This is a genomic window from Streptomyces sp. NPDC048420 (assembly GCF_040651535.1).
Lineage (GTDB): Bacteria > Actinomycetota > Actinomycetes > Streptomycetales > Streptomycetaceae > Streptomyces.
Genome location: NZ_JBEZKG010000001.1, coordinates 193,390 through 215,949 on the forward strand (window position 1 = coordinate 193,390; position 22,560 = coordinate 215,949).

Consider the following 22,560-nt stretch of genomic DNA (forward strand, 5'->3'; position numbering starts at 1 on the left):
CGGTGCCTCGACCCCTGCGTTCGGTGCCCGGGGTCCGCAGCCCTGTGCGCGGTGCCCGCGGTCCCGCAGCCCGGTGTCCGGTGTCCGCGGTCCGCAGCCCGGTCCCCGGTGCCCCAACCCCTGCGTTCGGTGCCCGGTGCCCCAACCCCTGCGCTCGGTGCCCGGGGTCCGCAGCCCTGCGTTCGGTGCCCGGTGCCGGGGGTCCGCAGCCCGGTGCCCGGTGCCCGGTGCCCGGCGCCCGGTGCCCGCGGTCCCGCAACCCGGTCCCCGGTGCCCCAACCCCTGAGCCCGGTGCCCGCGGTCCGCAGCCCGGTGCCCGCAGCCGGAGTCGGTTTTCGCAGCGGGGTACCGGCGGTGGGGTGTCTCGGCCTCGGGATCCGAGCGGCCCGGGCGATCCGTCTGCCTCGGATCGGGCGGCGCCGGCACCTCAGTCGCTGCCGAACACCCCGTCAACCCCGAACGCCACCGCCGCGAACCGTTCCCCGATCCGCCGATGCGCAGCCGCATCCGGATGCAGGCCGTCCGGCAACGGCAACTCCACCGAGTCGGCCTCGCCGTACAGCTCACGCCCGTCCAGGTAGTGCAGGTTGGGATCCTCGGCGGACCGCTGCTTCACGATCCGGGTCAGTTCCTCGCGGATCACCTGAAGCGTCAGCTTGCCGCTCGCGCTTTCGGAAGGGTCACCGAGTGTCCTGAACCGCAGCCGACCTTCCCCGATCTCGCCGAAATCCGGAAAGCAGGGCCCCGGAGTGTCCTCGTGGAGGGGGCACAGGATCGGGGAGACGACCAGCAGCGGCACCTCCGGATGTCCCTCACGGATCGTGTCGAGGAAGCCGTGCACCGCGGGACCGAACGCGCGCAGCCGCATCACGTCGTGGTTCACGATGTTGATCCCGATCTTGACGCTGATCAGGTCGGCAGCCGTGTCCCGCATGGCCCGCGCGGTGAACGGATCGAGCAGCGCGCTCCCGGCGAGGCCCAGATTGATCAGCTCCACGCCCCCCTGCGTCGCCGCCACCGCGGGCCAGGTGTTCCTGGGGCTCGCCGCGTCGGAACCGTGGCTGATGGAGCTGCCGTGGTGCAGCCACACCCGGCGGTCACTGGAGGCCGCGGGTTCCACGGGAGCGTCCGTGCGCAGGGCGATCAGCTCGGTCGTCTCGTTGTGCGGCAGCCAGATCTCCACGTCCTTGGCCCCGCCCGAAAGGCCGTCGAACCGCACGGTGCCGGGCGACCCGGCCCTGACCTCCGACGTCCCCGCGGCCATGTCGATGGTGATGACATGGCCGTCGAGCACGCTGCCCTGCCCCACCGGTCGCCCGTCGACGACCAGGTCGTACAGGCCGTCCGGACGCGGCGGGGCTCCCACATAGGCCCGCTTGGTCGGCAACGTGTCCAGCTCCACCGCCGTGGCCCGGGTGCGGAAGACCAGCCGTACCCCGGCGGGCTGGGACTCGGCCATCGCCAGCTGCCCGTCGGTGTTCTGCGCCCGGGCCCGGGCCGGCAGCCGGTGCGGCAGCACCCCGAGTTCGGTGTGCTCCACGTCTAGGGCGCCGCGCAGCAGCTCGGCGGTGACGGGGGTGGTGATCCAGTCGGACATGTCCTCAGCCTGTCGGTCAGTGGGCGGGCCAGTTGCGGAGCAGCGTGTCGAGGGCGTCCAGGATCCGGTTCCAGGACTCCTCGGAGTCTGGGGAGCTGTGGCTGAACCCACCTGCCCCCTCCAGGCTCGCGTAGCCGTGGAAGGTGCTGCCCAGCAGCCGTACGGCGTCGGTCTGGCCGGGTTCGGGCAGGTCGTAGCCGCGCAGGATCGCCCGCATCATCCGCGCGAGCCGTACGCCGGCGCTGGCGGCCGCGGTCTCGGGGTCGAGCCGGAGCCGGGCCGCCGCGGCGCGGCCGGGGTGGGCGTGGGCGTAGTCGCGGTAGACGTTGGCGAACGCGGTCAGGGCGTCCTTGCCGGCCCGTCCGGCCACCGCGTCCGCGGACAGGTCGGCGAGCTCCGCGAGGGCGAACAGGGCGATGCGGGTCTTCAGGTCCTGGGAGTTCTTGACGTGCGAGTACAGGCTCGCGACCTTGACGTCGAAGCGCCGGGCGAGCTCCGAGACGGTGACGTGCTCGAAGCCCACCTCGTCCGCCAGCTCCGCGCCCGCCCGGACCAGTCGTTCCGTGGTCAGTCCCACCCGTGCCATAACCGTCCTCCTGTATGCCAGAGCCGATTATGCATTTGCCTAAAGGTTTTAGGCAATCTAGCGTGGGATTATGGAACCGCTGACCGAACAAGAGATCCGCGCCGCCTTCGTGAACTGCACCAAGGGCGAGGCGAAGCGGCTGTCCGTGCCCCGCGACCTGGCCGACCGGCCCTGGCAGGACCTGGACTTCCTCGGCTGGCGCGACCCGCAGGCCCCCGACCGTGCATACCTCGTGGCTGTCCTGGACGGCCGTGCGCGCGCCGTCCAGCTGCGGGCCGGTGCGCGCGGCTTCTCGCAGACGCGGAAGAGCATGTGCTCGCTGTGCCTGACCACCCACACCGGTGGGGTCTCCCTGATGGTCGCCCCGAAGGCGGGCAAGGCCGGACAGCAGGGCAACTCGGTCGGCGCCTACATATGCGACGACCTCGCGTGTTCGCTGTATGTGCGAGGCAAGCGGGACGCGGGCGCGGGTGCGCGGCTGCACGAGACGCTCACGCTGGAGGAGAAGGTCCAGCGGACGGTCGCCAACCTCGCCTCCTTCGTCACCAAGGTGGTGGGACCGTAGCGCGCCCGCGCCCTGCGGGAGTTCAGGAGACGTACGTCGCCTGCTGTGCCGTGCTCAGCACCGTCCGGCCGTCCGCCTCGCCGAGCAGGCCGTCCGCCACCCAGGAGTCCACCGTCGACCGCACCCGGGTGACGAGCGCGCTCTTCGTCACGAAGGGTGCCCCCGCCCAGATCTCGTCGAGCAGTGAAGTGCCGTCGGGCTTCACGGGGTTGGCCACCCCGGAGTCGAGCCCGCCGAAGACGACCTTGGGTTCCGAGCGCCGGAAGTAGACGTGGGTCGGGTCCTCGGTCCCCTCGTGGAAGGGGGCGAACTCGGTGCCGTTCAGCGTGAAGTGGAGGGGCTTGCCGCTCACCGGGGTGAGGGCCGGCAACAGGTCGCCCGAGAGGGCCGCGTCGGCGTACAGCCCGAACGGCAGGTAGCTGGTGGCCAAGTCGCGGGCGACCAGGTTCACCGGACCGTAGAACAGGGTCTGCAGCGTCGGGTCGTCCAGCGCCTTCTCGGTCCGCAGCCGGAACGGCACGGAGACCTGGACGACGTCACCCGCCTTCCAGGTCCGCGACACCGTGAAGTACGAGCCGGGCACCGGAGTCCCGTCCACCGCATCGCCGTTGACGGTCACCTGGAACCCGGCGGTCGCCCACGACGGCACCCGGAGCTTCAGACCGAAGGTGGCGCTGCCCCCGCCGAAGGTGAGCGTGGAGCCCTGCTCGCTCGGACAGTCCGTGGTCTGAGTGACCGTCATTCCCCTCTCAGTCCAGGTGAGTTGGGACGCGCTGTACAGGTTGACGTACAGCGCGCTGCCGTCGGCGGACTTGAAGTACACCGAGTCCTGGTACCTGGTGGCGCTCTCCATGCCCGTGCCCTCGCAGCAGGTGGTGCCCTGCTTGGGCGTGTAGTCCCGCACATGACCGGGCGTCAGCCCGATGAAGTAGGTGACGCGCGGCTTCTCGGCGTCGGCCCTGTCCTGCTTGGAACCGAGCACCTGGTTGTAGAGGGCCCGCTCGTAGTAGTCCATGTACTTCGGGGCCTGCTCATGGAAGAACAGGGTCCGGCTCAGCTTCAGCATGTTGTACGCGCAGCACGTCTCCGCCGTTGTGTCGCTGATCGTGCCCGCGATCACCCCGGCGGCCTTCCAGAACTCCAAGGTGCTGGTGCCGCCGATGCCGTACATCCGGGCCGGGACGACCATGTCCCAGAAGTTCTTCGCGGCGGTGAGGTAACGCGCCTCGTCCGTAGCGTCGTACAGCCGCAGCAGCCCGGTGAAGATCGGGATGTGCTGGTTGGCGTGCAGCCCGTCGAGTGTGTCGGTGTTCGCGGCGCACGCGTCGATCAGCTTGTCCAGGTCGAACAGGCGGGCCAGCGCGAGGTGTTCGGCCTTTCCGGTGCATGCGTGCAGGTCGACGATCGCCTCGACGATGCCGCCGAACTCCCCGCTGGAGAAGAGGCCCCACATCCGCTGCAGGGTCGCCTCGGGGAGCACCGACAGCCGGGAGTACATCCAGTCGCCCATGCCCGACGCGAGATCCAGCGCGCGGGCGTCGTCCGTGGCGGCGTACGCGTCGAGGAGGCCTCTCAGGATCTTGTGCGCGGTGTAGTAGGGCGCCCACACTCTGGTGTAGTCGCTGGAGGTCATCGACTCCAGCTGGATGAACTGCGTCTCCGGGTACGCCGCGAGGAACCCGGGGTGGCTCGGGCCGCCCCAGGTGCGGCGCAGGGTCGCGGTGAGGCCGCGGCCGGACGCGTCGGCGAAGGTGCCGCCGGTGGTCTCGGAGAAGTCGTACGACGCCAGGTCGCCGCGTCCGGCCGGGGTGCCGGAGGCTCTGGTGCTCTGGAGGGCGGTGATCTCGGCGGCGGTCAGGGCCCGGGACCAGACGTTGAACTCGTCGAAGGCGCCCGCGAAGACGGGGTCACCGGAGTAGTGCGAGCGGCCGAGCCAGTGGTGGGCGAGCGTGCCGAGCGCGGCCGGGTCGAGGCTCATCGCGGTGTTCGTCGCGACGGCCGTGCCGTTGACGTACAAGGTGGCGGTGGTCCCGGAGATCGTGACCGCGAGATGGCTCCACCGGTCCAGGGGCAGTGCGGCGTTGCCGTCGAGGCCCTGCTCGCCGGCCGCCGCGCCGGTCGTGACGGCGAAGCGGGGTACGCCTGAGGCGTTGCGGGCGGCCAGGTACAGGTACGTGGTGGTGTCGTTGCCGAAGTCGAGGACGCGGGCCCAGTCGTCGGCGTGGGTGGGCTTGACCCACGCGGACAGCGTGACCGCCGAGGCACCGCCGAGCAGGGCCCCCGGGAGGTCGACGTACTGGTAGGAGCCGCGCACGTTCTCCTGGGCGGTGCCGAACCTGCCGGTCACGGCGAGCGTCCTCGGGTCGGTCCGCAGGGCCGCGCGCACCTCGGTCAGGGCGCTGACCATGCTCGCGATCCGGTCGGCGAACACCTGCTCGCCGGTGCCCGCGTACGCCTGCGAGAGCATGGTCAGAAAGTGCCCGGTGTAGTGGCCGCGCAGATTGCCGTTGGCCTCGCCGTCCAGTCCCTCCCAGCCGCCGGGTGCGACCGCGCCGCCGGTGGACAGACCGGCGTTGGCCCGGAAGACCTGGAGCAGCCGGTTCACGTCGTAGCCGCGGGCGTGGTCGAGCATGAGCTCGCGCTTGTCCGCGAACAGGCCTGCGCCGAGGGTGACTTCGTCGAGCGCGAAGGGCTGGACGGTCCACACGGGCGGTGCCATGGGGTGCTCCTCTACTGGTGAGCAGTGTTCGTAATCACGAACACTGTTCGGGTCATCGATCAGACGATAAGGATCACGCTGAGCAGCGTCAATGGGCCCGCTCGTCGTGGAGGGCCGTTCCGCCGTCCCCGGTGGCAGAATCGGCTCCGTGGATTGGGGGATCCTCGAGCGCGAGCCCGAGCTGGCGTGCATGGCCTCGGCCGCGCGGGAGGCGGCGGACGGGGCCGGATCCGTCGTGCTCGTCCTCGGTGAGGCCGGCATCGGCAAGTCGAGCCTGGTCAGAGCCCTGCCGGAACACCTCCCGGACGGCACCCGGGTCCTCGTCGGCGAGTGCGACGACCTGGCCACCCGGCGCCCCCTCGGCCCCTTCCGCGATCTGATCGGCAGCGTGGGCGGTGAACTCGCCGACGCCGTGACCGAGGGCGGAGACCGCCACCGCGTCCACGAGGCACTGCTGGAAGAACTACGCGGAGCGGTCCTCGTCGTCGAGGACGTCCACTGGGCCGACGAGGCCTCCCTGGACGCCCTGCGCTTCCTGGTCCGGAGGGTGGAACGGCTGCCCGCCCTGCTCGTCCTGACCTACCGCGACGACGAGTTGAGCCGCGAACACCCCCTGCGTCACCTCCTCGGCCAGGTGTCCCGGGCTTCCCGCGTGCACCGGCTGCCCCTGGCGCGGCTGTCCCTGGACGCCGTACGCACCCTCAGCGCGGGCCGGGTGGACCCCGCCCAGGTGTACGCGGTCACCAACGGCAACCCCTTCTTCGTCGCCGAGATCGTCGCGGCCGGCGGCACCGGCAAGGTACCCCCGACCGTCGTCGACGCGGTGCTCGCCCGGCTGAGGGGGCTGCCCGGCGCCACCGCGGACGCCCTGGAGCAACTCGCCGTGGTCCCCTCGGCCGTCGAACGCCCGCTGGTCGACGCGCTGTTGGCCGAAGGCGCCGGGGAGCGGCGCGGTCCGCTCACCGACGGCGTCTCCGTCCTCGCGGCCGCCGAACAGCGCGGTCTGCTCACCGTCACCCCGGAACGGGTCGCGTTCCGGCACGAGTTGATCAGGCGGGCCGTCGCGGACTCCCTGCCCGCCGCCCGTCGTATCGGCCTCAACCGGGCCGTTCTCGCCGCCCTTGTCGCCCGTCCGGGATCCGACGCCGCCCGTGTCGTTCACCACGCGGCCCAGGCCGGCGACCGGGACGCCATCGCCCGTTACGGCCCCGACGCGGCGCGCGACGCCTCCTCGGCCGGTGCCCACCGTGAGGCCGCCGCCCAACTCCGGCTCGTGCTGCGCGAACGGCACCGTTATGCCCCCGCCGAACTCGCCGACCTGCTCGAACGCTACGCCGTGGAGACCTACACCATCGCCGACTCGGCCGCCGCCGTCGCCGCCCAGCGGGAGGCCGTCGCGCTGCGCCGGGCCCTGGGCGACACCCTCGCCCTCGGCGCCGACCTGCGCTGGCTGTCCCGCATCCACTGGTGGGCCGGCAACGCCGACCAGGCGCAGGAGGCCGCGCGTGAGGCGGTGGCGGTCCTCGAACACGCGGGCGACGACCGGCTGTTGGCCCTCGCCGTCAGCAACACCGCCCAGCTGCGCATGCTGTCCGAGCGCTATGCCGAAGCCGTCGAACACGGCGAGCGCGCCATCACCCTGGCCCGCAAGGCCGACGATCCGGCGATCCTCGCGCACGCCCTCAACAACGTCGGCACCGCCCGCTGGCGCTCCGGAGACCCCGGTGGGCGCGCCCAGTTGGAGGAGAGCCTCGACGTCGCGCTCGCCGCCGGGGAGGTCGAGCACGCCTGCCGGTCCTACGCCAACATCATCTGGACCCTGCTCGACAACCTCCAGTACGACGAGGCCGACGCGTTCCTGCCCCCGGCGATGGAACTCGCCGACCGCGCCGAGCACTTGGGCTTCCTCAACTACCTGCACGTCGAGCTCGCCATGCGCCGCCTCGCCGCCGCCGACTGGGAGGACGCCGAGAAGCACGCCGAGTACGGGATGCACGACTTCGTCCCGGCCCGCTGTCCCGCCCTGACCGTCCTCGCCCGGGTCCGCGTCCGCTGCGGCCGCCCCGGCGCCGACGAACTCCTCACCGAGGCCTGGGAGATCGCCGTAGGGACGAAGGAGCTGCAGCGCACCGGACCGGTGGCGGTGGCGCGGGCGGAGGCGGCCTGGCTGCGCGGGGACGCGAAGGCCGTGATCGAGGCCGCGGAGCCGGTGCACACCCAGGCGAGCCGGCTGCCCGGCGCGCCGCACCGGCCCGAACTCGGCTACTGGCTCACCAAGGCGGGCCACCCCGTCCCACCGGACGACTCCGGCCACCCGTACGCCTTGCAGGCGCGCGGGCAGTGGCGTCGGGCCGCCGACCTCTGGCGGGCCGCGGGATGCCCCTACGAACACGCGGCCGCGCTCGCCGAGAGCCCGGACCCCGCCGACAAACTGACCGCCCTCACCGCCTTCGACGCGCTCGGCGCCGAGCCGGCGGCCCGCCTGCTGCGCGCCGAGCTACGACAACTCGGCGTGCGCCACATCCCGCGCGGCCCCCTCGCCGCGACCCGCGAGAACCCCGCCGGGCTCACCGAACGCCAGCTCCAGGTGATCCGGTTGCTGGCCGAAGGGCTGACCAACGCGGAGATCGCCGCCCGGCTCGTCGTGTCGGTGCGCACGATCGACAACCACGTGCGGGCCGTACTCGACAAACTCGATGCGCCGGGCCGACGCCAGGCGGCCGCACGCGCGGCCGAGCTCGGGCTGCTGCCCGACGGGTCGCAGACGTAGGTATGCCGGGTCGCCGAGCTGGGTGACGGTCACGGATGTCCGCTTCCGCGCGACGCGAGTAGAACGGGCGAATCGACCCGATTCGGAAACGGGGGACCCCATGTCCAGCACGCCCGCCCAGGCCGCACGTCGTGAACTGACCGGATTCACCGGGGAGTTGATCGGCCCCGACGACGCCGGCTACCAGGAGGCCCGTACCGTCTACAACGCGATGATCGACCGGCGCCCCGCCCTCGTCGCCCGCTGCGCCGACGCGGACGCGGTGGCCCGCACAATCGGCTTCGCCCGCGCGCACGGTCTGCCGCTCGCTGTCCGGGGCGGTGGCCACCACGGCGCCGGACTCGGCACCGTCGACGGGGGAGTGGTCGCCGACCTGTCACCCCTGAAGGACATCCAGGTCGACCCGGCGGCCCGCACCGTCAGGGTCGGTGGCGGCTGCGTGTGGGGCGAGGTGGACCGTGCCACCAACGCGCACGGCCTGGCCACGCCGAGCGGCATCGTCTCCACGACCGGCGTCGGCGGCATCACCACCGGCGGCGGGCTCGGTCATCTGACCCGCAGGTGCGGGCTGACCATCGACAACCTGTTGGAGGCCGACGTGGTCCTCGCCGACGGCCGCAGGGTACGGGCGAGCGCCGACGAGAACAGCGACCTGTTCTGGGCCATCCGGGGCGGCGGCGGCAACTTCGGCGTCGTGACCTCGTTCGTCTTCCGGCTGCACGAGGTCGGCACGGTCATCGCCGGTCCGACCTTCTGGCCCGTCGAGGTGAGCGCCGAAGTGCTCTCCGTCTACCGGGACTTCATCCTGGACGCGCCCCGGGAGCTGGGCGGATTCTTCCTGTACGGCACGGCCCCGCCGGCCCCGCCGTTCCCCGAGGAGATCCAGCTCCGCAAGACGGCGGGCGTGGTGTGGTGCTGGACCGGCGACGACACCGAGGCCGCCGCCCGCGCGATGGCCCCGCTGCTCGACGCCCTGCCCGCGCCGCTGCTGCACGCGCCCATGGTCATGCAGCACCCCGACCTCCAGTCCATGTTCGACGGGCTCTACCCGCCCGGCCACCAGTGGTACTGGCGGGCCGACTTCGTCGAGACCATTCCGGACGAGGCGGTCCAGCTGCACGCCAAGTACGGCGCCGAGGTGCCGACCATGCAGTCGACCATGCACCTCTACCCGATCGACGGCGCCGCCCACGACGTGGGTCAGGACGAGACCCCCTGGGCCTACCGCCACGCCAACTGGGCCTCCGTCTACGCGGGCGTCGACCCGGACCCGGCCAACGCCGAGCTGATCAAACGGTGGACCGTCGACTACTTCGACGCCCTCCACCCGTACTCGGCGGGCGGCGCCTACGTCAACATGATGATGGACGAGGGTCAGGAGCGCGTCCGCGCCAGCTACCGCGGCAACTACGACCGCCTCTCCCGCATCAAGGCCGACCGGGACCCGGACAACGTGTTCCGCCTCAACCAGAACATCCACCCGGCCCCGAAACCGTCACACGGGGCACGGCCGTAGGACGGACCGGGGCGGGCCGCCTCAGGCCGGACAGCCGGACAGCCGGGCAGCCGGTCGGCCACGGCCCGGTACGGCCGCGCTCCACCGGTGACCGGCACCGAGACGGTGCGCATGCCCGCCTACGGCCGCGCCCTGATCGGTCCGTTTCCCGACCCGCACCACCGGCCGGGAAACGGGTCTGCGGGCTGTGCCTTCGGCCGAGTCGGCCCCCGTCGGGCCCTGGCCCGGATCGGATCGGATCGGCCCCGGCGGTAGGAGTCGCCAGCTGGGCTCGTCCCCAGCAGGCGCCCCTCCGCCGGATCAACCCGGGGCCCGGGGCCCGGGGGCTCGCCCCTGCGCCCGGTTGCCCTTGGGACGGCTCCTGGGCGGGTCTGGGGTTCGTGGCTTGTGCCTGTGCCGGGTGGCCCTTGGGCTGGGTTCTGGGCCGGTCCGAGTCCCGTGGCGTCGCCGCTGTGGCGCGGGTGGCCCTCGGCTCGGCTGCTGAGCCGACCCGGGGTTCGTGGCTTGTGCCTGTGCCGGGTGGCCCTTGGGCTGGGTTCTGGGCCGGTCCGAGTCCCGTGGCGTCGCCCGTGCGGTCCGGGTTGTCCTTGGGGCCGACTTCTGGGCCGGTCCGGGGCCCGTGGCGTCGCCGCTGTGGCGCGGGTGGCCCTCGGCTCGGGTCTTGAGCCGGCCCGGAGCCACCCGCGCCTGCGCCCGGGCTGCCCGGTCGGCTTCTGAGCCGGCCTGCGCGCAAGCCGGACCCCGTGGTCACGTCAGCCGGTGTTCCGCGTCAGCCACTCATGAGCCGCCCGTGCCGTGAACTCCTCCTGGCCTGCCCGTAGGAGCAGATCGGCGTGGGCGAACTCCGGGGCATCCGCCTGGGCGGCGACGTACGGGATTGCGATGCAGCGCATCCCCGCGGCGTGCGCGGCGGCGGCGCCCGGGGCGGCGTCCTCCAGGACCACGCAGTCGGCCGGGTCGGCGCCCAGTCGGCGGGCCGCCTCCAGGAAGACGTCCGGGGCGGGCTTGCCGTGGGCCACCTCGTCGGCCGAGACGACCGTCCGCAGGTACCCGTCCAGCCCCGTCCCGGCCAGGATCGCGTCGATGGCCTCCGGCGAGGACCCCGAGGCCACGGCCATCGGCACACCCTCACCGGCCAGCAGCTCCACGAACTTCCGCATCTCCGGGTACGCGCGCGTGGCCGTGCGCGCCAGCTCCAGATAGCGCCGGTTCTTCGCGGCGAGCAGTTCCGCCACCGACGCCCGCAGCCCGTACAGCGACTTCCAGTGCGCGACCGTCTCCTGCGTACTGATCCCGACGTACCGCTCGTGATCGGCCCAGCTGAAGCCCGGGACGCCGTACTCGGCGAGCGTCAGCCGACCCGCTTCGTAGTAGTTCGGCTCGCTGTCCACGAGTGTTCCGTCGAGATCGAAGATGACCGATATTCCGCTGAGCCCGCTCATGGCCCCAGGATGTCAAAGATCAGTTTCGGGCAGTGCGCCCGACCGACTCCACCAGCGGCAGCAACCGGTACGCCACCCGCTCCCGCAGCGCCACCTCGGTACGCGTGCGCACCACACCCGGCAGACTGATCACCTCCTGGATCACGTCCTCCAGATGCGCGTTGTCCCGCGCCACCACCCGCGTCAGCAGATCCCCGCCGCCCGCGATCGAGAACGCCTCCACGATCTCCGGTACGGCCGCCAGCGCGTCCCCCACGTCGTCCAGCCGCCCCTGCGTCACCTCGATGTGCACGAACGCCAGCACCGGATGCCCCAGCGCGGCAGGCGAAAGCGAGGGCCCCGTACCGGTGATCACCCCGTCCCGCTCCAGCCGGTCGAGCCGCGCCTGCAGGGTCCCGCGGGCAACCCCGAGTATCCGCGCGTACTCCCGCACACTCGTCCGCGGCTGCTCCAGCAGCAGCCGCAGGATCCGGGTGTCGAGCTCGTCCACGGTCATGACGTACGGCCTCCTCGTGCCTGGTCCGTCGGCCCACCGATGTGCGCCCAGGAACCACTTCTCCTGTACCAATGGCCCAGCATATTCGACCTCGCTTGAGCCACCAGTGGCAAGGATGCTGCAATGGGCCCGTCGATGGCGCTGCGGACCCCGCGGCGCCTTTTCCATGCCGGTGCACCCGGCACACAAGGGTTCCAGGGGGCGGTACGTGCTGAAGAGGGTGTTCATGGCTCCGGACCCGGGCCGGGCCCGGCTGCGCTTCGCCGCGCGGGCGGTGCTCGGCATCGGTCTCGCGGTCGTGGTGTGCGGGCTCGCGGGCCACTCGCTGGCCGGTGCCGTCACCGGCGGTCTCGCCGCGCTGCTCGCCCTGTTCACCGTCACGGACGCCACCGTGCGCGGGCAGGCCGTCACCACCGTTCTGCTGCCCGCCGTCGGCCTGCCCGTCCTCGCCGCCGCGGCCGAACTCCACGATCACCCCGTCGCCCGCGACCTCACCTTCCTCGCTGTGGTCGGCGCGGGCGTGTACGCCCGGCGCTGGGGCCCGCGCGGGCACAGCCTCGGTGTCTTCGCGTTCATGACCTTCTTCGTGGCGCAGTTCCTGCACACGACCACGGACCGACTGCCCGAGCTGTCCGCCGCCGTCCTGCTGTCCCTGCTCACCGCCGCCGCGGTCCGCTTCGGCCTGTGGTGCTACGAACGCCAACTGCCCCCGGCGCCCGTACCCGCCCCTCCCGCCGGCACCGGCCTCGCCCGCGCGACCACCCGCCAGGCGGTCCAGGCCACGGCCGGCGCGGGCTTCGCCCTCGTCGTCGGCCAGCTGCTCTCGGGCCAGCGCTGGTACTGGGCCGTCGGCGCCACCTGGTGGATCTTCGTGAACACCACCTCGCGCGGCGAGACCCTGGTGCGCGGCTTCCGCCGGGTCCTCGGCACGGTGATCGGCATCGGACTCGGTCTGCTGGTCGCCGTACCGCTGCACGGCGCGCCCGCCCCGACGGCCGTACTCGTCGCCGTCTGTGTCTTCGGCGTCTTCTACTCGGCCGCCGTCTCCTACACCTGGATGATGCTCTGGGTCACCCTGCTCGCCGAGCTCCTCTACGGCCTTCTCGGCGTCCTGAACCCCGGCCTGCTGGCCCTGCGGTTCGCGGAGACGGGGGTCGGCGCGGTCGGGGCCGTCCTGGCGGTGCTCTTCGTCCTGCCGATCACCACACATGCCGTCACCGACGCCTGGATCCAGCGCGCCCTGCGCCGCGTTCACACCTGCACCGCGGAGGCGGCGGCCCGCCTCGCCGGAACGACCGAGGCCGACCCGGCCGCCCGGGTGACCGAACTGGAGCAACTGCTCGGCCGGGTCCGGCTCTCGGTGGCCCCGCTGGTCCACCCTCTCAACCCCATGCGGGGCCGCAAGCGCCGCGCCCGCCGGGTGCTCGCCCTCCTCGACGACTGCGCCCGCGAGATCCGCGGCCTGGTCACCGTCGCCGCCGACCCCGAGGCCGCGCACGACACCCGGCTGGCCGTCGCGTGCCGGCGGGTGGAGACCGCGGTGGAGGCCCTCACCGGCGGCCGCGACCTCCCGGTCACGGAGCGCCCGCCCGCCGAGGGACCCGCACTGACCCATCTGCATGGCCTGGAGCGGGCGCTCGCGGAGCTGGCGGCACCGCTGCGGACGCCGCCGGGCTCGCCCTTGGTGGGAGCCTGACCCCGCACCGGCCCGGTGAGATTTTGCCCGGGCTGGTCTAGACCGCTGGTGATCGACTGCTACCGTCGCCCCGAACGACACAGGACCGAGAGGGGACGACGGTGGCAGACGGCATCGAGCGGCGGCGACGGGCCTACATCGGGTCGTTCACGGCTGCCGGGGGCCCCGGCATCGTGACGGCGACCGTGAACCCGGACACGGGTGCGCTGAAGGTGCTGGGCGCCCTCAACGGCGTACCCGATCCGTCGTATCTGGCCCTGTCGGCCGACAGGGAGGTCCTGTACGCGGTCAGTGAGACGGCCGAGGGCGCGGTGGCCGCGTACCGGGTGACCGGCGAAAGGCCCGCGCCGACCGGTCCGCCGGTGCCGGTGGACGGGAACGGGCCCACCCACATCGCCGTGCACGCCGGGCACGTCCTGACCGCCAACTACGGCTCCGGCAGCGTGACCGCCACGCCCCTGCGCCCCGACGGCACCCTCGCGGACGCCCCCACCGGAGTCCTCCGGCACACCGGCTCGGGCCCGCACCCGTCCCGCCAGCAGGGCCCGCACGCCCACCAGGTGCAGTCCGACCCGAGCGGGCGGTGGGTCGTCAGCGTCGACCTCGGCACGGACTCGGTGCGGGTGTGCACCCTGACGGACGGCACGCTCGACGTGCACCGCGAGATCGCCCTGCGTCCCGGATCCGGCCCCCGTCACCTGGCCTTCCACCCCGACGGCACGCGTGCCTACGTCCTCAACGAGCTCACCCCGACCGTCACCGCATGCCGCTGGGACGCCGAGAAGGGCTCCCTGAAGCCCCTGAGCGAGGCCCATGTGCTGGCGGGCGCCGCGTCGCGCGACGCGTACCCGTCAGGCGTCGTCGCGTCCCCCGACGGCCGCTTCGTCTGGACCGCCACCCGCGGTGAGGACGTCCTGTCCACGTTCGCCGTCGAGGGCGACGAACTGCGGCTGGTCGGCACGGTGTACTGCGGCGGCGACTGGCCACGGGCGCTCGCCGAGTCCGGCGGCTTCCTGTACGTCGCGAACGAACGCTCCGGCGAGGTGACCTGGTTCGCCGTGGACCCGGAGACGGGCCTGCCGCGCTACGAGGGCTCGATCGAGGTGTCGGCCGCGTCCTGCGTGATCTTCGACTGAACCACGCGCCCGCATGCCGAAGGGCCCGCTCCGAGGTCTGGAGCGGGCCCTTTCGGCGTCACGGTCGCGGTGCGCGAGGTCAGCGCACCGGTGCGCCCTGCGCCTGCTGCGGGGCGATGCCCAGCGCGGTCGTGTACTTGGCGAGGGCGAGCTTGCCGATCGCCGGGTAGGGGCCGAGCGGCTCCGCGGCGGAGCAGCCGGCCTCCTTCGCCGCCTCCTCGATGACGGCCGGGTCGATCTCGGGCCCTATCAGGTAAGGCGCCAGCGCCAGCTGCTGGGAACCGGAGGACCGCAGCTGGTCGGCGATGGACGCGATCGAGCCGTCCTGGTCCAGGGCCGCGGCCATCACCGGCACGGCGAGACGCGCGGCGAGCAGCATGCCGGTGATCCCGGCCGCCTGCACGGCCTCCTCGCCGCCCACGGCGGCCAGCACGATGCCGTCCGCGGCCGTCGCCACGGTGAACAGCCGGGCACGGTCGGCGCGGGCCAGACCGGCCTCCGACAGCCGTACGTGCAGCGCCTCGGCGAGCAGCGGGTGCGGGCCCAGCACATCGGTGAGGTCGGCCGCGATCCGGCTGTCCATCACGGCCTGGCGGATCCGGCGCAGCAGCGCGTTGTCCGGACCGGCGAGCAGCGGCACCACGACCGCGACCGGGCCCTCGGGCTCCCGAACGTCCATTCCGGCGGCCCTGGCCTGCTCGTAACGCGCGGTGCGCTCCTCGGCGGCATGGGTCAGCACGGCCTGGAGTGTGGGGAACTCCGAGTCGTCCCCGTCGAGGTACCCGATCCGGGCATCAAGGCCGGGCAGCTCGGAGCGGGCGATGCTCACGACCTCCTCGGCGAGGCTGCGCGTGGCGGGGCCGGGCGTACCGGGCACCGCGAGGACGAGCGCGGGCGCGCCCTCGGGAGCCGCCAGGGGCTCGGGTCGGCGGTGCCGCCCGGGCTGGCGAGGTCGCGGCATTCGTACTGGCAGGCCGGACGCGGGCCCAGTGGGGGAGCTCATGGCGACGCATGTTACTGGCTCAGAGGGCTCCCCTGTTCGGGGAGGGTGCAGGTGAGCGGTATCCGTCCGGTTTTGTCTGATGAGTTACGTCCGCTTCAGCCCCTCTTTGGGGTCACCACGTACAGCATCGACTCGTCACTCGGCAGGGTGAGCGAACTCCGCGCCAGTTCTGCGGCGATCTGTACCGATCCCTCCAACGGCCCGCCCGCTGCCGCGACCTGCCGGGCGTGCGGCAGCCGTCGCTTCAACTCCTCCTCCAGCGGTACGACGAGGGCGGCACCCAACCTGAACAAGCCACCGGTGAGACCGACATACGGCTCACCCTCGGCCGGGCAGACCGCGGCCGCCGACTCGGCCATGTGCCGGGCCGCCGCACGCAGGATGCCGTCGGCGACCGGGTCGCTGTCGGCGCAGGCCGCCACCTGCGGTGCGAAGGAGGCGAGGACGGCGGGCCGGTCCGTACGCGGGTACAGCCTGCCGGGCAGCTCCCGCGCCGGTCCGAACACCTCCTCGGCCAGGGCCAGCAGCGTCGCCGAGCCCCCGGGCCGGCCGTCGTGGGCCCGCAGCGCGGCCTCCAGTCCGGCCCGCCCGATCCACGCACCGCTCCCGCAGTCGCCCAGCAGATGACCCCAGCCGTCCGCACGGCGCCAGGACTTCAGGTCGGTGCCGATCGCGATCAGACCTGTCCCGGCGGCGACCACCGCACCCGGCCGCGGTCCGAGAGCACCGGTGTACGCGGTCACCGCGTCCGCGACCAGCGCGACGGTCCGGACCCCGAACTCCCGCCCCAGCGCGTCGGGAAGCTCGGCACGCAGGGCATCGCCCAGGGTCGCGAGACCGGCCGCCCCGACGACGGCGGAACCGAGCCCGGTCACTCCCGCCTCCGGCAGCAACGCCCGGACCATGGGCACCAGTTGTTCCATCAGGTGGCCCGGCTCGATCCCACGTGGCCCTGTCCTCACGGGCACCCGTGACTCCCTCGGGGCCGTGCTGCCGCGACCGGGGACACCGATGACGGCACGCAACCCTGAGCCGCCGGAATCGACGGCGAGGAAACCTTCCCCCGTGCTACCGGTCACGGCGTCTCCCTTCCCGTCGGGGAGGAAGAGTAGCGCCCGGGACAGGGCCTCTGCGCGAAGTCTTCCCCGCGTACGCAGGGTGTCCGTGGGTGCCAGTAGAGTCGCGCCGTGGCACCACGACCTTTGCATGAACTTGTTGAAGCGGGCTGGGCGAAGGCTCTCGATCCTGTGGCCGAACGCATCGCCGCGATGGGGGACTTCCTGCGGGCCGAGATAGCCGCGGGCCGGACCTATCTTCCGTCCGGTGCGAACGTGCTGAGGGCCTTCCAACAGCCCTTCGACGACGTCCGGGTCCTGATCGTGGGTCAGGACCCGTACCCCACACCGGGCATGGCCATCGGGTTGAGCTTCGCGGTGGCGCCCGAGGTGCGGTCGTTGCCGGGGAGCCTGGAGAACATCTTCCGCGAGATGCACTCCGACCTGGGCCTGCCGCGGCCGTCGAACGGTGATCTGACCCCGTGGACCCAGCAGGGCGTGCTGCTGCTCAACAGGGCACTCACCACGGCCCCGCGCAAGCCCGGCGCCCACCGCGGTCAGGGCTGGGAAGAGGTCACCGAGCAGGCCATCCGGGCGCTGGCGGCCCGCGGTACGCCGCTGGTGTCGATCCTGTGGGGACGGGACGCGCGCAATCTGCGACCGCTGCTCGGCGACCTTCCGTCGATCGAGTCGGCCCACCCCTCACCGATGTCGGCGGACCGGGGCTTCTTCGGCTCCCGGCCGTTCAGCCGGGCCAACGACCTGCTGGTACGGCAGGGTGCACAGCCGGTGGAGTGGCGACTGCCCTAGAGGACCGGCATATCGGCCGGCGGCCTGTGAGACCGGCTTCACCCGGCATCCTGAGCGGTCGGCACCGGCACCCACCACACCAGCAGGGCGCCCCCACCCGCGGGGGCGCGCAACTCCAGCCCGCCGCCGAGCTGTTCGGCCCGCTCGGCCATGTTGCCCAGCCCGCTGCGGCGGCCCTCGGGCGCAATGCCGACGCCGTTGTCGGTGACGGTGAGGCGGACCCGGCCGGACTCCGCCGTGAGGGCCACGTCGGCGCGGTCGGCGTGGGCGTGGCGGGCGATGTTGGTCAGGGCCTCGGAGAGTACGGCGACCACGTGATCGGCGGTCTCGCGCGGTACGTCGGTGTCGAGCAGCCCCTCCATCCGCACACTGGGCGCGAAGCCCAGTACCGGGGCGGCCTCGCCGGCGATCCGCACCACCCGTGCCCGCAGTCCCGTCCCGGCGGCTCCTTCACGTGAGCGCAGGCCGAAGATCGTCGACCTGATGATCTTGATGGTCTCGTCGAGGTCGTCCACCGCGCGCACGACGCGTTCGGAGGCCTCGGGATGGTCGATGAACCGGCCCGCGCTCTGCAGGGTCATCCCGGTGGCGAACAGCCGCTGGATCGCGAGGTCGTGCAGGTCGCGCGCGATGCGGTCACGGTCCTTGAGCACCGCGACCTCCTCGGCGTCCTGCCGCCGTTCCGCCAGCTCCATCCCGATGGCGGCCTGGGCGGCGAAGGCCTGAAGGGTTTCGGTCTCGGTCGTCGAGAACCCGGTCGTGCCCGACTCCCGGGCCAGCAGGAGCACGCCTCGCACCCCTTGCTCACCCGTGCCGATGGGTACCGCCACGGCGGGACCGAGCCCCTCGAAGCGGGGCGGCTGCGGGGAGATTCGGTCGTCGTGGGAGACGTCCGCGCTGACCGCGGGGGCAATCGTGGCGAAGGCCAGGCCCATCAAGGTGGAGTCCATGGGCAGCACGAGTCCCTGGTGCGCCTCCGCGTGCAGTCCGACGGCGATCTCCACCGAGAGCGAGCCGGTCTCCGTCATGGGCAGCGCGACCGCGGCCAGCGCCGAGCCGGTGATCTCGCCGGCCCGCTCGGCGATCAGAGCGAGCACGTCGGCCCGGCCGCCGCCGGACAGCAACCGGTGGGTGACCTCCGCGTTCGCCCGCAGCCAGCGCTCCCGCAGCCGGGACTCCTCGTAGAGGCGGGCGTTGTCGATGGCCACACCGGCCGCCACGGCGAGGGTCGACAGGACCGATTCGTCCTCCCCGTCGAACTGTGCTCCGCCGCGCTTCTCGGTGAGGTACAGGTTGCCGAAGATCTGGTCGCGCACCCGGATGGGGACGCCGAGGAAGGTGTTCATGGGCGGGTGGTTCGGCGGGAAGCCGTACGAGGCCGGGTGCTCGGAGATCTTCGCCAGGCGCAGCGGCTCGGGACGGCTGATCAGCTCGCCGAGGATGCCGTGTCCCTCCGGGAAGGGACCGATGCGGGCGATGCGCTCCTCGGAGACCCCGACGGTGTGGAAGGCGGACAGCCGCTTGCCGTCCGGACCGATCACGCCGAGGGCGCCGTACTCGGCGTCGACCAGCACGGCCGCCGCCTCGACGATGCCGTGCAGCGCCTGCTCCAGATCCAGCTCCCGGCCGACCGAGAGGACCGCCTCCAGCAGACTGTGCACCCGGTCCCGGGTGCCGCGGGCGGCGTCCAGCCGCGCCTGCAGCTCCCCGAGCAGCTCGTCCAGCCTCAGCTGAGGCAGCCGTACGCGAGGCTGCTGAGGCTCCTCGGAGCTCCCCACCTGCGCCCTCCTCCGGCATGTCGGGCGGGCTGACACCGGCCGCTCCAGTCATGGGCCACGCTACCGGCCCTCGGAGGGCGACGGTACGGGTCCGGATACGGAGTCGGCGGCGCCCGCCCGCCCGTCGGATCCCGTCCGAGGCGCGCGAAGCGGGGCGTCAGGTGTTCCAAGTCCAGTCGGCGACCTCGGGCAGGTCGGTGCCGTGCTCGCGGATCCACGCCTGGTGGCGGGTGCGGGCGTCGGCCATCTCCTGCCGTACGGCGGCGGCGCGTACGGCGAGTCCGGGGACGCGGTCGATGACGTCCATGACCAGGCGGTAGCGGTCGAGGTCGTTGCGGACGACCATGTCGAAGGGTGTGGTCGTGGTGCCGGACTCCTTGTAGCCGCGCACATGCAGGTTCCTGTGGCCGGTGCGGCGGTAGGCGAGGCGGTGGATGAGCCAGGGGTAGCCGTGGTAAGCGAAGACGACCGGCCTGTCGGCGGTGAAGAGGCCGTCGTACTCGAAGTCGCCCATGCCGTGCGGGTGTTCCTCGTGGGGCAGCAGACGCGCGAGGTCGACGACGTTGACCACGCGGACGGCGAGGTCCGGCAGGTGGCGGTGGAGCAACTGGGCCGCGGCCAGGACCTCCTGGGTGGGAACGTCGCCCGCGCAGGCGAGGACCACGTCGGGTTCACGGGAGCCGTCCTCCGTGCCGGCCCAGTCCCAGATCCCGGCGCCGCGGGCGCAGTGGGCGCGGGCCTGGTCGATGGACAGCCAGTCGAAGCAGGGCTGTTTGCCGGCCACGATCACATTGACGTGGTCGCGGCTGCGCAGGGCGTGGTCCGCCACCGACAGAAGGGTGTTGGCGTCCGGCGGCATGTAGACCCGTACGACCTCGGGGCTCTTGTTCAGGACATGGTCGACGAAACCGGGGTCCTGGTGGGAGAAGCCGTTGTGGTCCTGGCGCCAGACGTGGGAGGTCAGCAGGTAGTTGAGGGAGGCGATGGGGGCGCGCCAGGCCAACTCCCGAGACGTTTTGAGCCACTTGATGTGCTGGTTGACCATCGAGTCGACGATGTGTACGAACGCCTCGTAGCAGGAGAACAGGCCGTTTCGCCCGGTGAGGAGATAACCCTCCAGCCAGCCCTGGCAGGTGTGTTCGGAGAGGATCTCCAGCACCCGGCCGTGCGGGTCCAGGTGCTCGTCGACCGGCAGTCGCTCGGCCTGCCAGGCCTTGCCGCTGGCGCCGAAGACGGCCTGGAGCCGGTTGGAGGCGGTCTCGTCCGGGCCGACGAGCCGGAAGTCCCGGCGGACGCCGGTGTCCCTCATGACCTGTTCCAGGAGGTCTCCGAGGACCCGGGTCGGCTCGTGCAGGGTCGTGCCCGGCTTCTCGACGGGTACGGCGTAGTCGTCCAGTGAGCGGATGGGTAGGTCGCGCAGGAGGAGCCCGCCGTTGGCGTGCGCGGTGGAGCCGAGACGGCGGGAGCCCTCCGGGACGCAGGCGAGGACGTCGGCGACGGGCCGGCCGTCCCGGCCGAACAGCTCCTCGGGCCGGTACGAGCGCAGCCAGGACTCCAACTGCCGTAGATGCTCGGGATTTTCGCGGACCTGCGACAGCGGGACCTGGTGGGCGCGCCACGTGCCCTCGACGGGCTCACCGTCCACCTCCGCCGGGCCGGTCCAGCCCTTGGGGGTGCGCAGCACGATGACGGGCCAGTGCACGCGCTCTGCGCGGCCGTCCTCACGGGCCGACCGCTGTACGGCCGCGATGCGGTCCAGCGCCTCGTCGAGGGCCCGGGCCATGGCCCGGTGCACCTGGAGCGGGTCGTCGCCGCTGACGTGGATCGGGTCGTGGCCGTATCCGCGCAGCAGCTCGTCGAGTTCGGACTCGGGGAGCCGGGCGAGCACGGTCGGGTTTGCGATCTTGTAGCCGTTGAGGTGCAGGATCGGCAGGACGGCACCGTCGTGGACCGGGTCGAGGAACTTGTTGGAGTGCCAGGAGGCGGCCAGCGGTCCGGTCTCGGCCTCGCCGTCCCCGATCACGCAGGCGACCAGCAGGTCCGGGTTGTCGAAGGCGGCCCCGTACGCGTGGGCGAGCGAATATCCGAGCTCACCGCCCTCGTGGATCGAGCCCGGTGTCTCCGGGGCGACATGGCTGGGCACCCCGCCGGGGAAGGAGAACTGCCGGAACAGCCGCTCCATCCCCTCCGCGTCCCGGGAGACGTCCGGGTAGGTCTCGCTGTAGCTGCCCTCCAGCCAGGAGTTGGCGAGCACGGACGGCCCGCCGTGACCCGGGCCCCACACGCACAGCGCGTCCATACCGCGGGCCCTGATCACCCGGTTGAGGTGGGTGTACACGAGGTTCAGGCCGGGGGAGGTGCCCCAGTGGCCGAGGAGCCGCGGCTTGATGTGCTCCGGCCGCAGGGGTTCGGTCAGCAGCGGGTTCGCCAGCAGGTAGATCTGTCCGGCGGCCAGGTAGTTGGCGGCTCGCCAATGGGCGTCCAGGGTGCGCAGTTCGTCGTCGGAAAGTACGGTGGCGTCGAGGTGTTCGACGCGTTCGAACTGGGACATGGAAGGGCTCCGTGGGCAGGTCGTCGGATGTGGGAGGCGGCATGGCGGCGAAGCTGCCGCGCAGGACGTACGAGACGGAACTGCTGCGTCTGCAGACCGAGTTGGTGAAGCTCCAGGAGTGGGTGCGCGCGGAGGGCGCCCGGGTGGTCGTGGTCTTCGAGGGCCGGGACGCGGCGGGCAAGGGCGGCACCATCAAGCGGGTCGCCGAGCACCTCAACCCCCGGGTCGCCCGGATCGCGGCGCTGCCGAAGCCGACCGAGCGCGAGCGCACCCAGTGGTACTTCCAGCGGTACGTCGAGCATCTGCCGGCGGCCGGCGAGATCGTGCTGTTCGACCGGTCCTGGTACAACCGGGCCGGGGTGGAGCACGTGATGGGCTTCTGCACCAGGGAGGAGTACCAGCTCTTCCTGCGCCAATGCCCCATCTTCGAGCGGATGCTCGTCGAGGCCGGGATCGTGCTGCGCAAGTACTGGTTCTCGGTGAGCGACACCGAGCAGCAGGAGCGCTTCCGCAAGCGGCTGGAGGACCCGCTGCGCCGCTGGAAGCTGTCGCCGATGGACCTGGAGTCGATCACCCACTGGGAGGCGTACTCCCGGGCCAAGGACGAGATGCTGGTGCACACCGACATCGCGGAGGCGCCCTGGTTCGTCGTGGAGAGCGACGACAAGCGCCGGGCACGACTGAACATGATCGCCCACCTGCTGTCCTCCGTGCCCTACCGGGAGGTGCCGCCGCCGGTCCTCGAACTGCCGAAGCGGCCGAAGTCGACCGGCTACGAGCGGCCGCCGCGCGATCTGCAGACCTACGTCCCCGACCACGCGGCGAGCCTCTGAGCAGCCG

16 protein-coding genes are annotated in these 22,560 nt (G+C 72.3%); 7 read left to right on the forward strand and 9 right to left on the reverse strand.

The window, feature by feature from the left end; genetic code table 11:
• Positions 1–427 precede the first annotated feature (427 nt).
• On the reverse strand, positions 428–1,597 hold the full coding sequence (locus tag AB0D34_RS00795; protein WP_362654397.1) for a GDSL-type esterase/lipase family protein: 1,170 nt from the start codon (positions 1,595–1,597) through the stop codon (positions 428–430).
• 16 nt (positions 1,598–1,613) lie between these two features.
• Positions 1,614–2,183: a WHG domain-containing protein gene (locus tag AB0D34_RS00800; protein ID WP_362654400.1), complete on the reverse strand. Its 570-nt coding sequence runs from the start codon at positions 2,181–2,183 to the stop codon at positions 1,614–1,616.
• Positions 2,184–2,253: 70 nt separating this feature from the next.
• Here AB0D34_RS00800 and AB0D34_RS00805 point away from each other — a divergent pair, with 70 nt between their 5' ends.
• The gene (locus tag AB0D34_RS00805) at positions 2,254–2,748 is read left to right on the forward strand and encodes an FBP domain-containing protein (protein ID WP_362654403.1); all 495 of its coding nucleotides are present in this window, start codon (positions 2,254–2,256) and stop codon (positions 2,746–2,748) included.
• Between the two features lie 22 nt (positions 2,749–2,770).
• Here AB0D34_RS00805 and AB0D34_RS00810 read toward each other — a convergent pair whose 3' ends face one another.
• Entirely contained in the window at positions 2,771–5,467 is a 2,697-nt protein-coding gene (locus tag AB0D34_RS00810) for a beta-L-arabinofuranosidase domain-containing protein (RefSeq protein WP_362654406.1), read from the reverse strand.
• Positions 5,468–5,615: 148 nt separating this feature from the next.
• Between AB0D34_RS00810 and AB0D34_RS00815 the strand changes: the two genes are divergently transcribed.
• On the forward strand, positions 5,616–8,237 hold the full coding sequence (locus AB0D34_RS00815; RefSeq protein ID WP_362654409.1) for an AAA family ATPase: 2,622 nt from the start codon (positions 5,616–5,618) through the stop codon (positions 8,235–8,237).
• A 100-nt stretch (positions 8,238–8,337) separates the two neighbouring features.
• Positions 8,338–9,753, forward strand: a complete 1,416-nt coding sequence (locus AB0D34_RS00820) for an FAD-binding oxidoreductase (protein WP_362654411.1) — start codon at positions 8,338–8,340, stop codon at positions 9,751–9,753.
• A gap of 752 nt (positions 9,754–10,505) precedes the next feature.
• Here AB0D34_RS00820 and AB0D34_RS00825 read toward each other — a convergent pair.
• Both AB0D34_RS00825 and AB0D34_RS00830 read right to left on the reverse strand, forming a co-directional pair.
• On the reverse strand, positions 10,506–11,195 hold the full coding sequence (locus AB0D34_RS00825) for an HAD family phosphatase (RefSeq protein ID WP_362654414.1): 690 nt from the start codon (positions 11,193–11,195) through the stop codon (positions 10,506–10,508).
• A 19-nt stretch (positions 11,196–11,214) separates the two neighbouring features.
• A complete protein-coding gene (locus tag AB0D34_RS00830) occupies positions 11,215–11,691 on the reverse strand; it encodes an Lrp/AsnC family transcriptional regulator (protein ID WP_362654416.1) in 477 nt (158 codons plus the stop codon).
• A gap of 208 nt (positions 11,692–11,899) precedes the next feature.
• Between AB0D34_RS00830 and AB0D34_RS00835 the strand changes: the two genes are divergently transcribed.
• Complete coding sequence (locus AB0D34_RS00835) at positions 11,900–13,387, forward strand: FUSC family protein (protein ID WP_362654419.1); 1,488 nt, start codon at positions 11,900–11,902, stop codon at positions 13,385–13,387.
• A gap of 101 nt (positions 13,388–13,488) precedes the next feature.
• On the forward strand, positions 13,489–14,523 hold the full coding sequence (locus tag AB0D34_RS00840) for a lactonase family protein (RefSeq protein WP_362654422.1): 1,035 nt from the start codon (positions 13,489–13,491) through the stop codon (positions 14,521–14,523).
• A 79-nt stretch (positions 14,524–14,602) separates the two neighbouring features.
• On the opposite strand, the gene AB0D34_RS00845 is transcribed toward AB0D34_RS00840, so the two are convergent.
• Together AB0D34_RS00845 and AB0D34_RS00850 are read right to left on the reverse strand one after the other, a co-directional pair.
• Positions 14,603–15,526, reverse strand: a complete 924-nt coding sequence (locus AB0D34_RS00845) for a hypothetical protein (RefSeq protein ID WP_362654425.1) — start codon at positions 15,524–15,526, stop codon at positions 14,603–14,605.
• Positions 15,527–15,621: 95 nt separating this feature from the next.
• Positions 15,622–16,605 carry a BadF/BadG/BcrA/BcrD ATPase family protein gene (locus AB0D34_RS00850; RefSeq protein ID WP_362654428.1) on the reverse strand — a complete coding sequence of 328 codons (984 nt, stop codon included), beginning with the start codon at positions 16,603–16,605 and terminating at the stop codon, positions 15,622–15,624.
• Between the two features lie 108 nt (positions 16,606–16,713).
• Here AB0D34_RS00850 and AB0D34_RS00855 point away from each other — a divergent pair, with 108 nt between their 5' ends.
• On the forward strand, positions 16,714–17,391 hold the full coding sequence (locus tag AB0D34_RS00855) for a uracil-DNA glycosylase (protein WP_362654431.1): 678 nt from the start codon (positions 16,714–16,716) through the stop codon (positions 17,389–17,391).
• 38 nt (positions 17,392–17,429) lie between these two features.
• Here AB0D34_RS00855 and AB0D34_RS00860 read toward each other — a convergent pair whose 3' ends face one another.
• Together AB0D34_RS00860 and AB0D34_RS00865 are read right to left on the reverse strand one after the other, a co-directional pair.
• Positions 17,430–19,169, reverse strand: coding sequence for a GAF domain-containing sensor histidine kinase (locus AB0D34_RS00860; RefSeq protein WP_362654434.1), 1,740 nt, complete (start codon positions 19,167–19,169; stop codon positions 17,430–17,432).
• Positions 19,170–19,326: 157 nt separating this feature from the next.
• Positions 19,327–21,720, reverse strand: a complete 2,394-nt coding sequence (locus AB0D34_RS00865) for a phosphoketolase family protein (protein WP_362654437.1) — start codon at positions 21,718–21,720, stop codon at positions 19,327–19,329.
• A 29-nt stretch (positions 21,721–21,749) separates the two neighbouring features.
• Between AB0D34_RS00865 and ppk2 the strand changes: the two genes are divergently transcribed.
• Positions 21,750–22,553, forward strand: a complete 804-nt coding sequence (gene ppk2, locus AB0D34_RS00870) for a polyphosphate kinase 2 (RefSeq protein WP_362655358.1) — start codon at positions 21,750–21,752, stop codon at positions 22,551–22,553.
• Positions 22,554–22,560 lie beyond the last annotated feature (7 nt).

Coding starts and splice junctions, on each gene's coding strand:
- AB0D34_RS00795 (WP_362654397.1), bottom strand. CDS start 1,597: ATGTCCGACTGGATCACCACCCCCGTCACCGCCGAGCTGCTGCGCGGC.
- AB0D34_RS00800 (WP_362654400.1), bottom strand. CDS start 2,183: ATGGCACGGGTGGGACTGACCACGGAACGACTGGTCCGGGCGGGCGCG.
- AB0D34_RS00805 (WP_362654403.1), top strand. CDS start 2,254: ATGGAACCGCTGACCGAACAAGAGATCCGCGCCGCCTTCGTGAACTGC.
- AB0D34_RS00810 (WP_362654406.1), bottom strand. CDS start 5,467: ATGGCACCGCCCGTGTGGACCGTCCAGCCCTTCGCGCTCGACGAAGTC.
- AB0D34_RS00820 (WP_362654411.1), top strand. CDS start 8,338: ATGTCCAGCACGCCCGCCCAGGCCGCACGTCGTGAACTGACCGGATTC.
- AB0D34_RS00825 (WP_362654414.1), bottom strand. CDS start 11,195: ATGAGCGGGCTCAGCGGAATATCGGTCATCTTCGATCTCGACGGAACA.
- AB0D34_RS00830 (WP_362654416.1), bottom strand. CDS start 11,691: ATGACCGTGGACGAGCTCGACACCCGGATCCTGCGGCTGCTGCTGGAG.
- AB0D34_RS00845 (WP_362654425.1), bottom strand. CDS start 15,526: ATGAGCTCCCCCACTGGGCCCGCGTCCGGCCTGCCAGTACGAATGCCG.
- AB0D34_RS00865 (WP_362654437.1), bottom strand. CDS start 21,720: ATGTCCCAGTTCGAACGCGTCGAACACCTCGACGCCACCGTACTTTCC.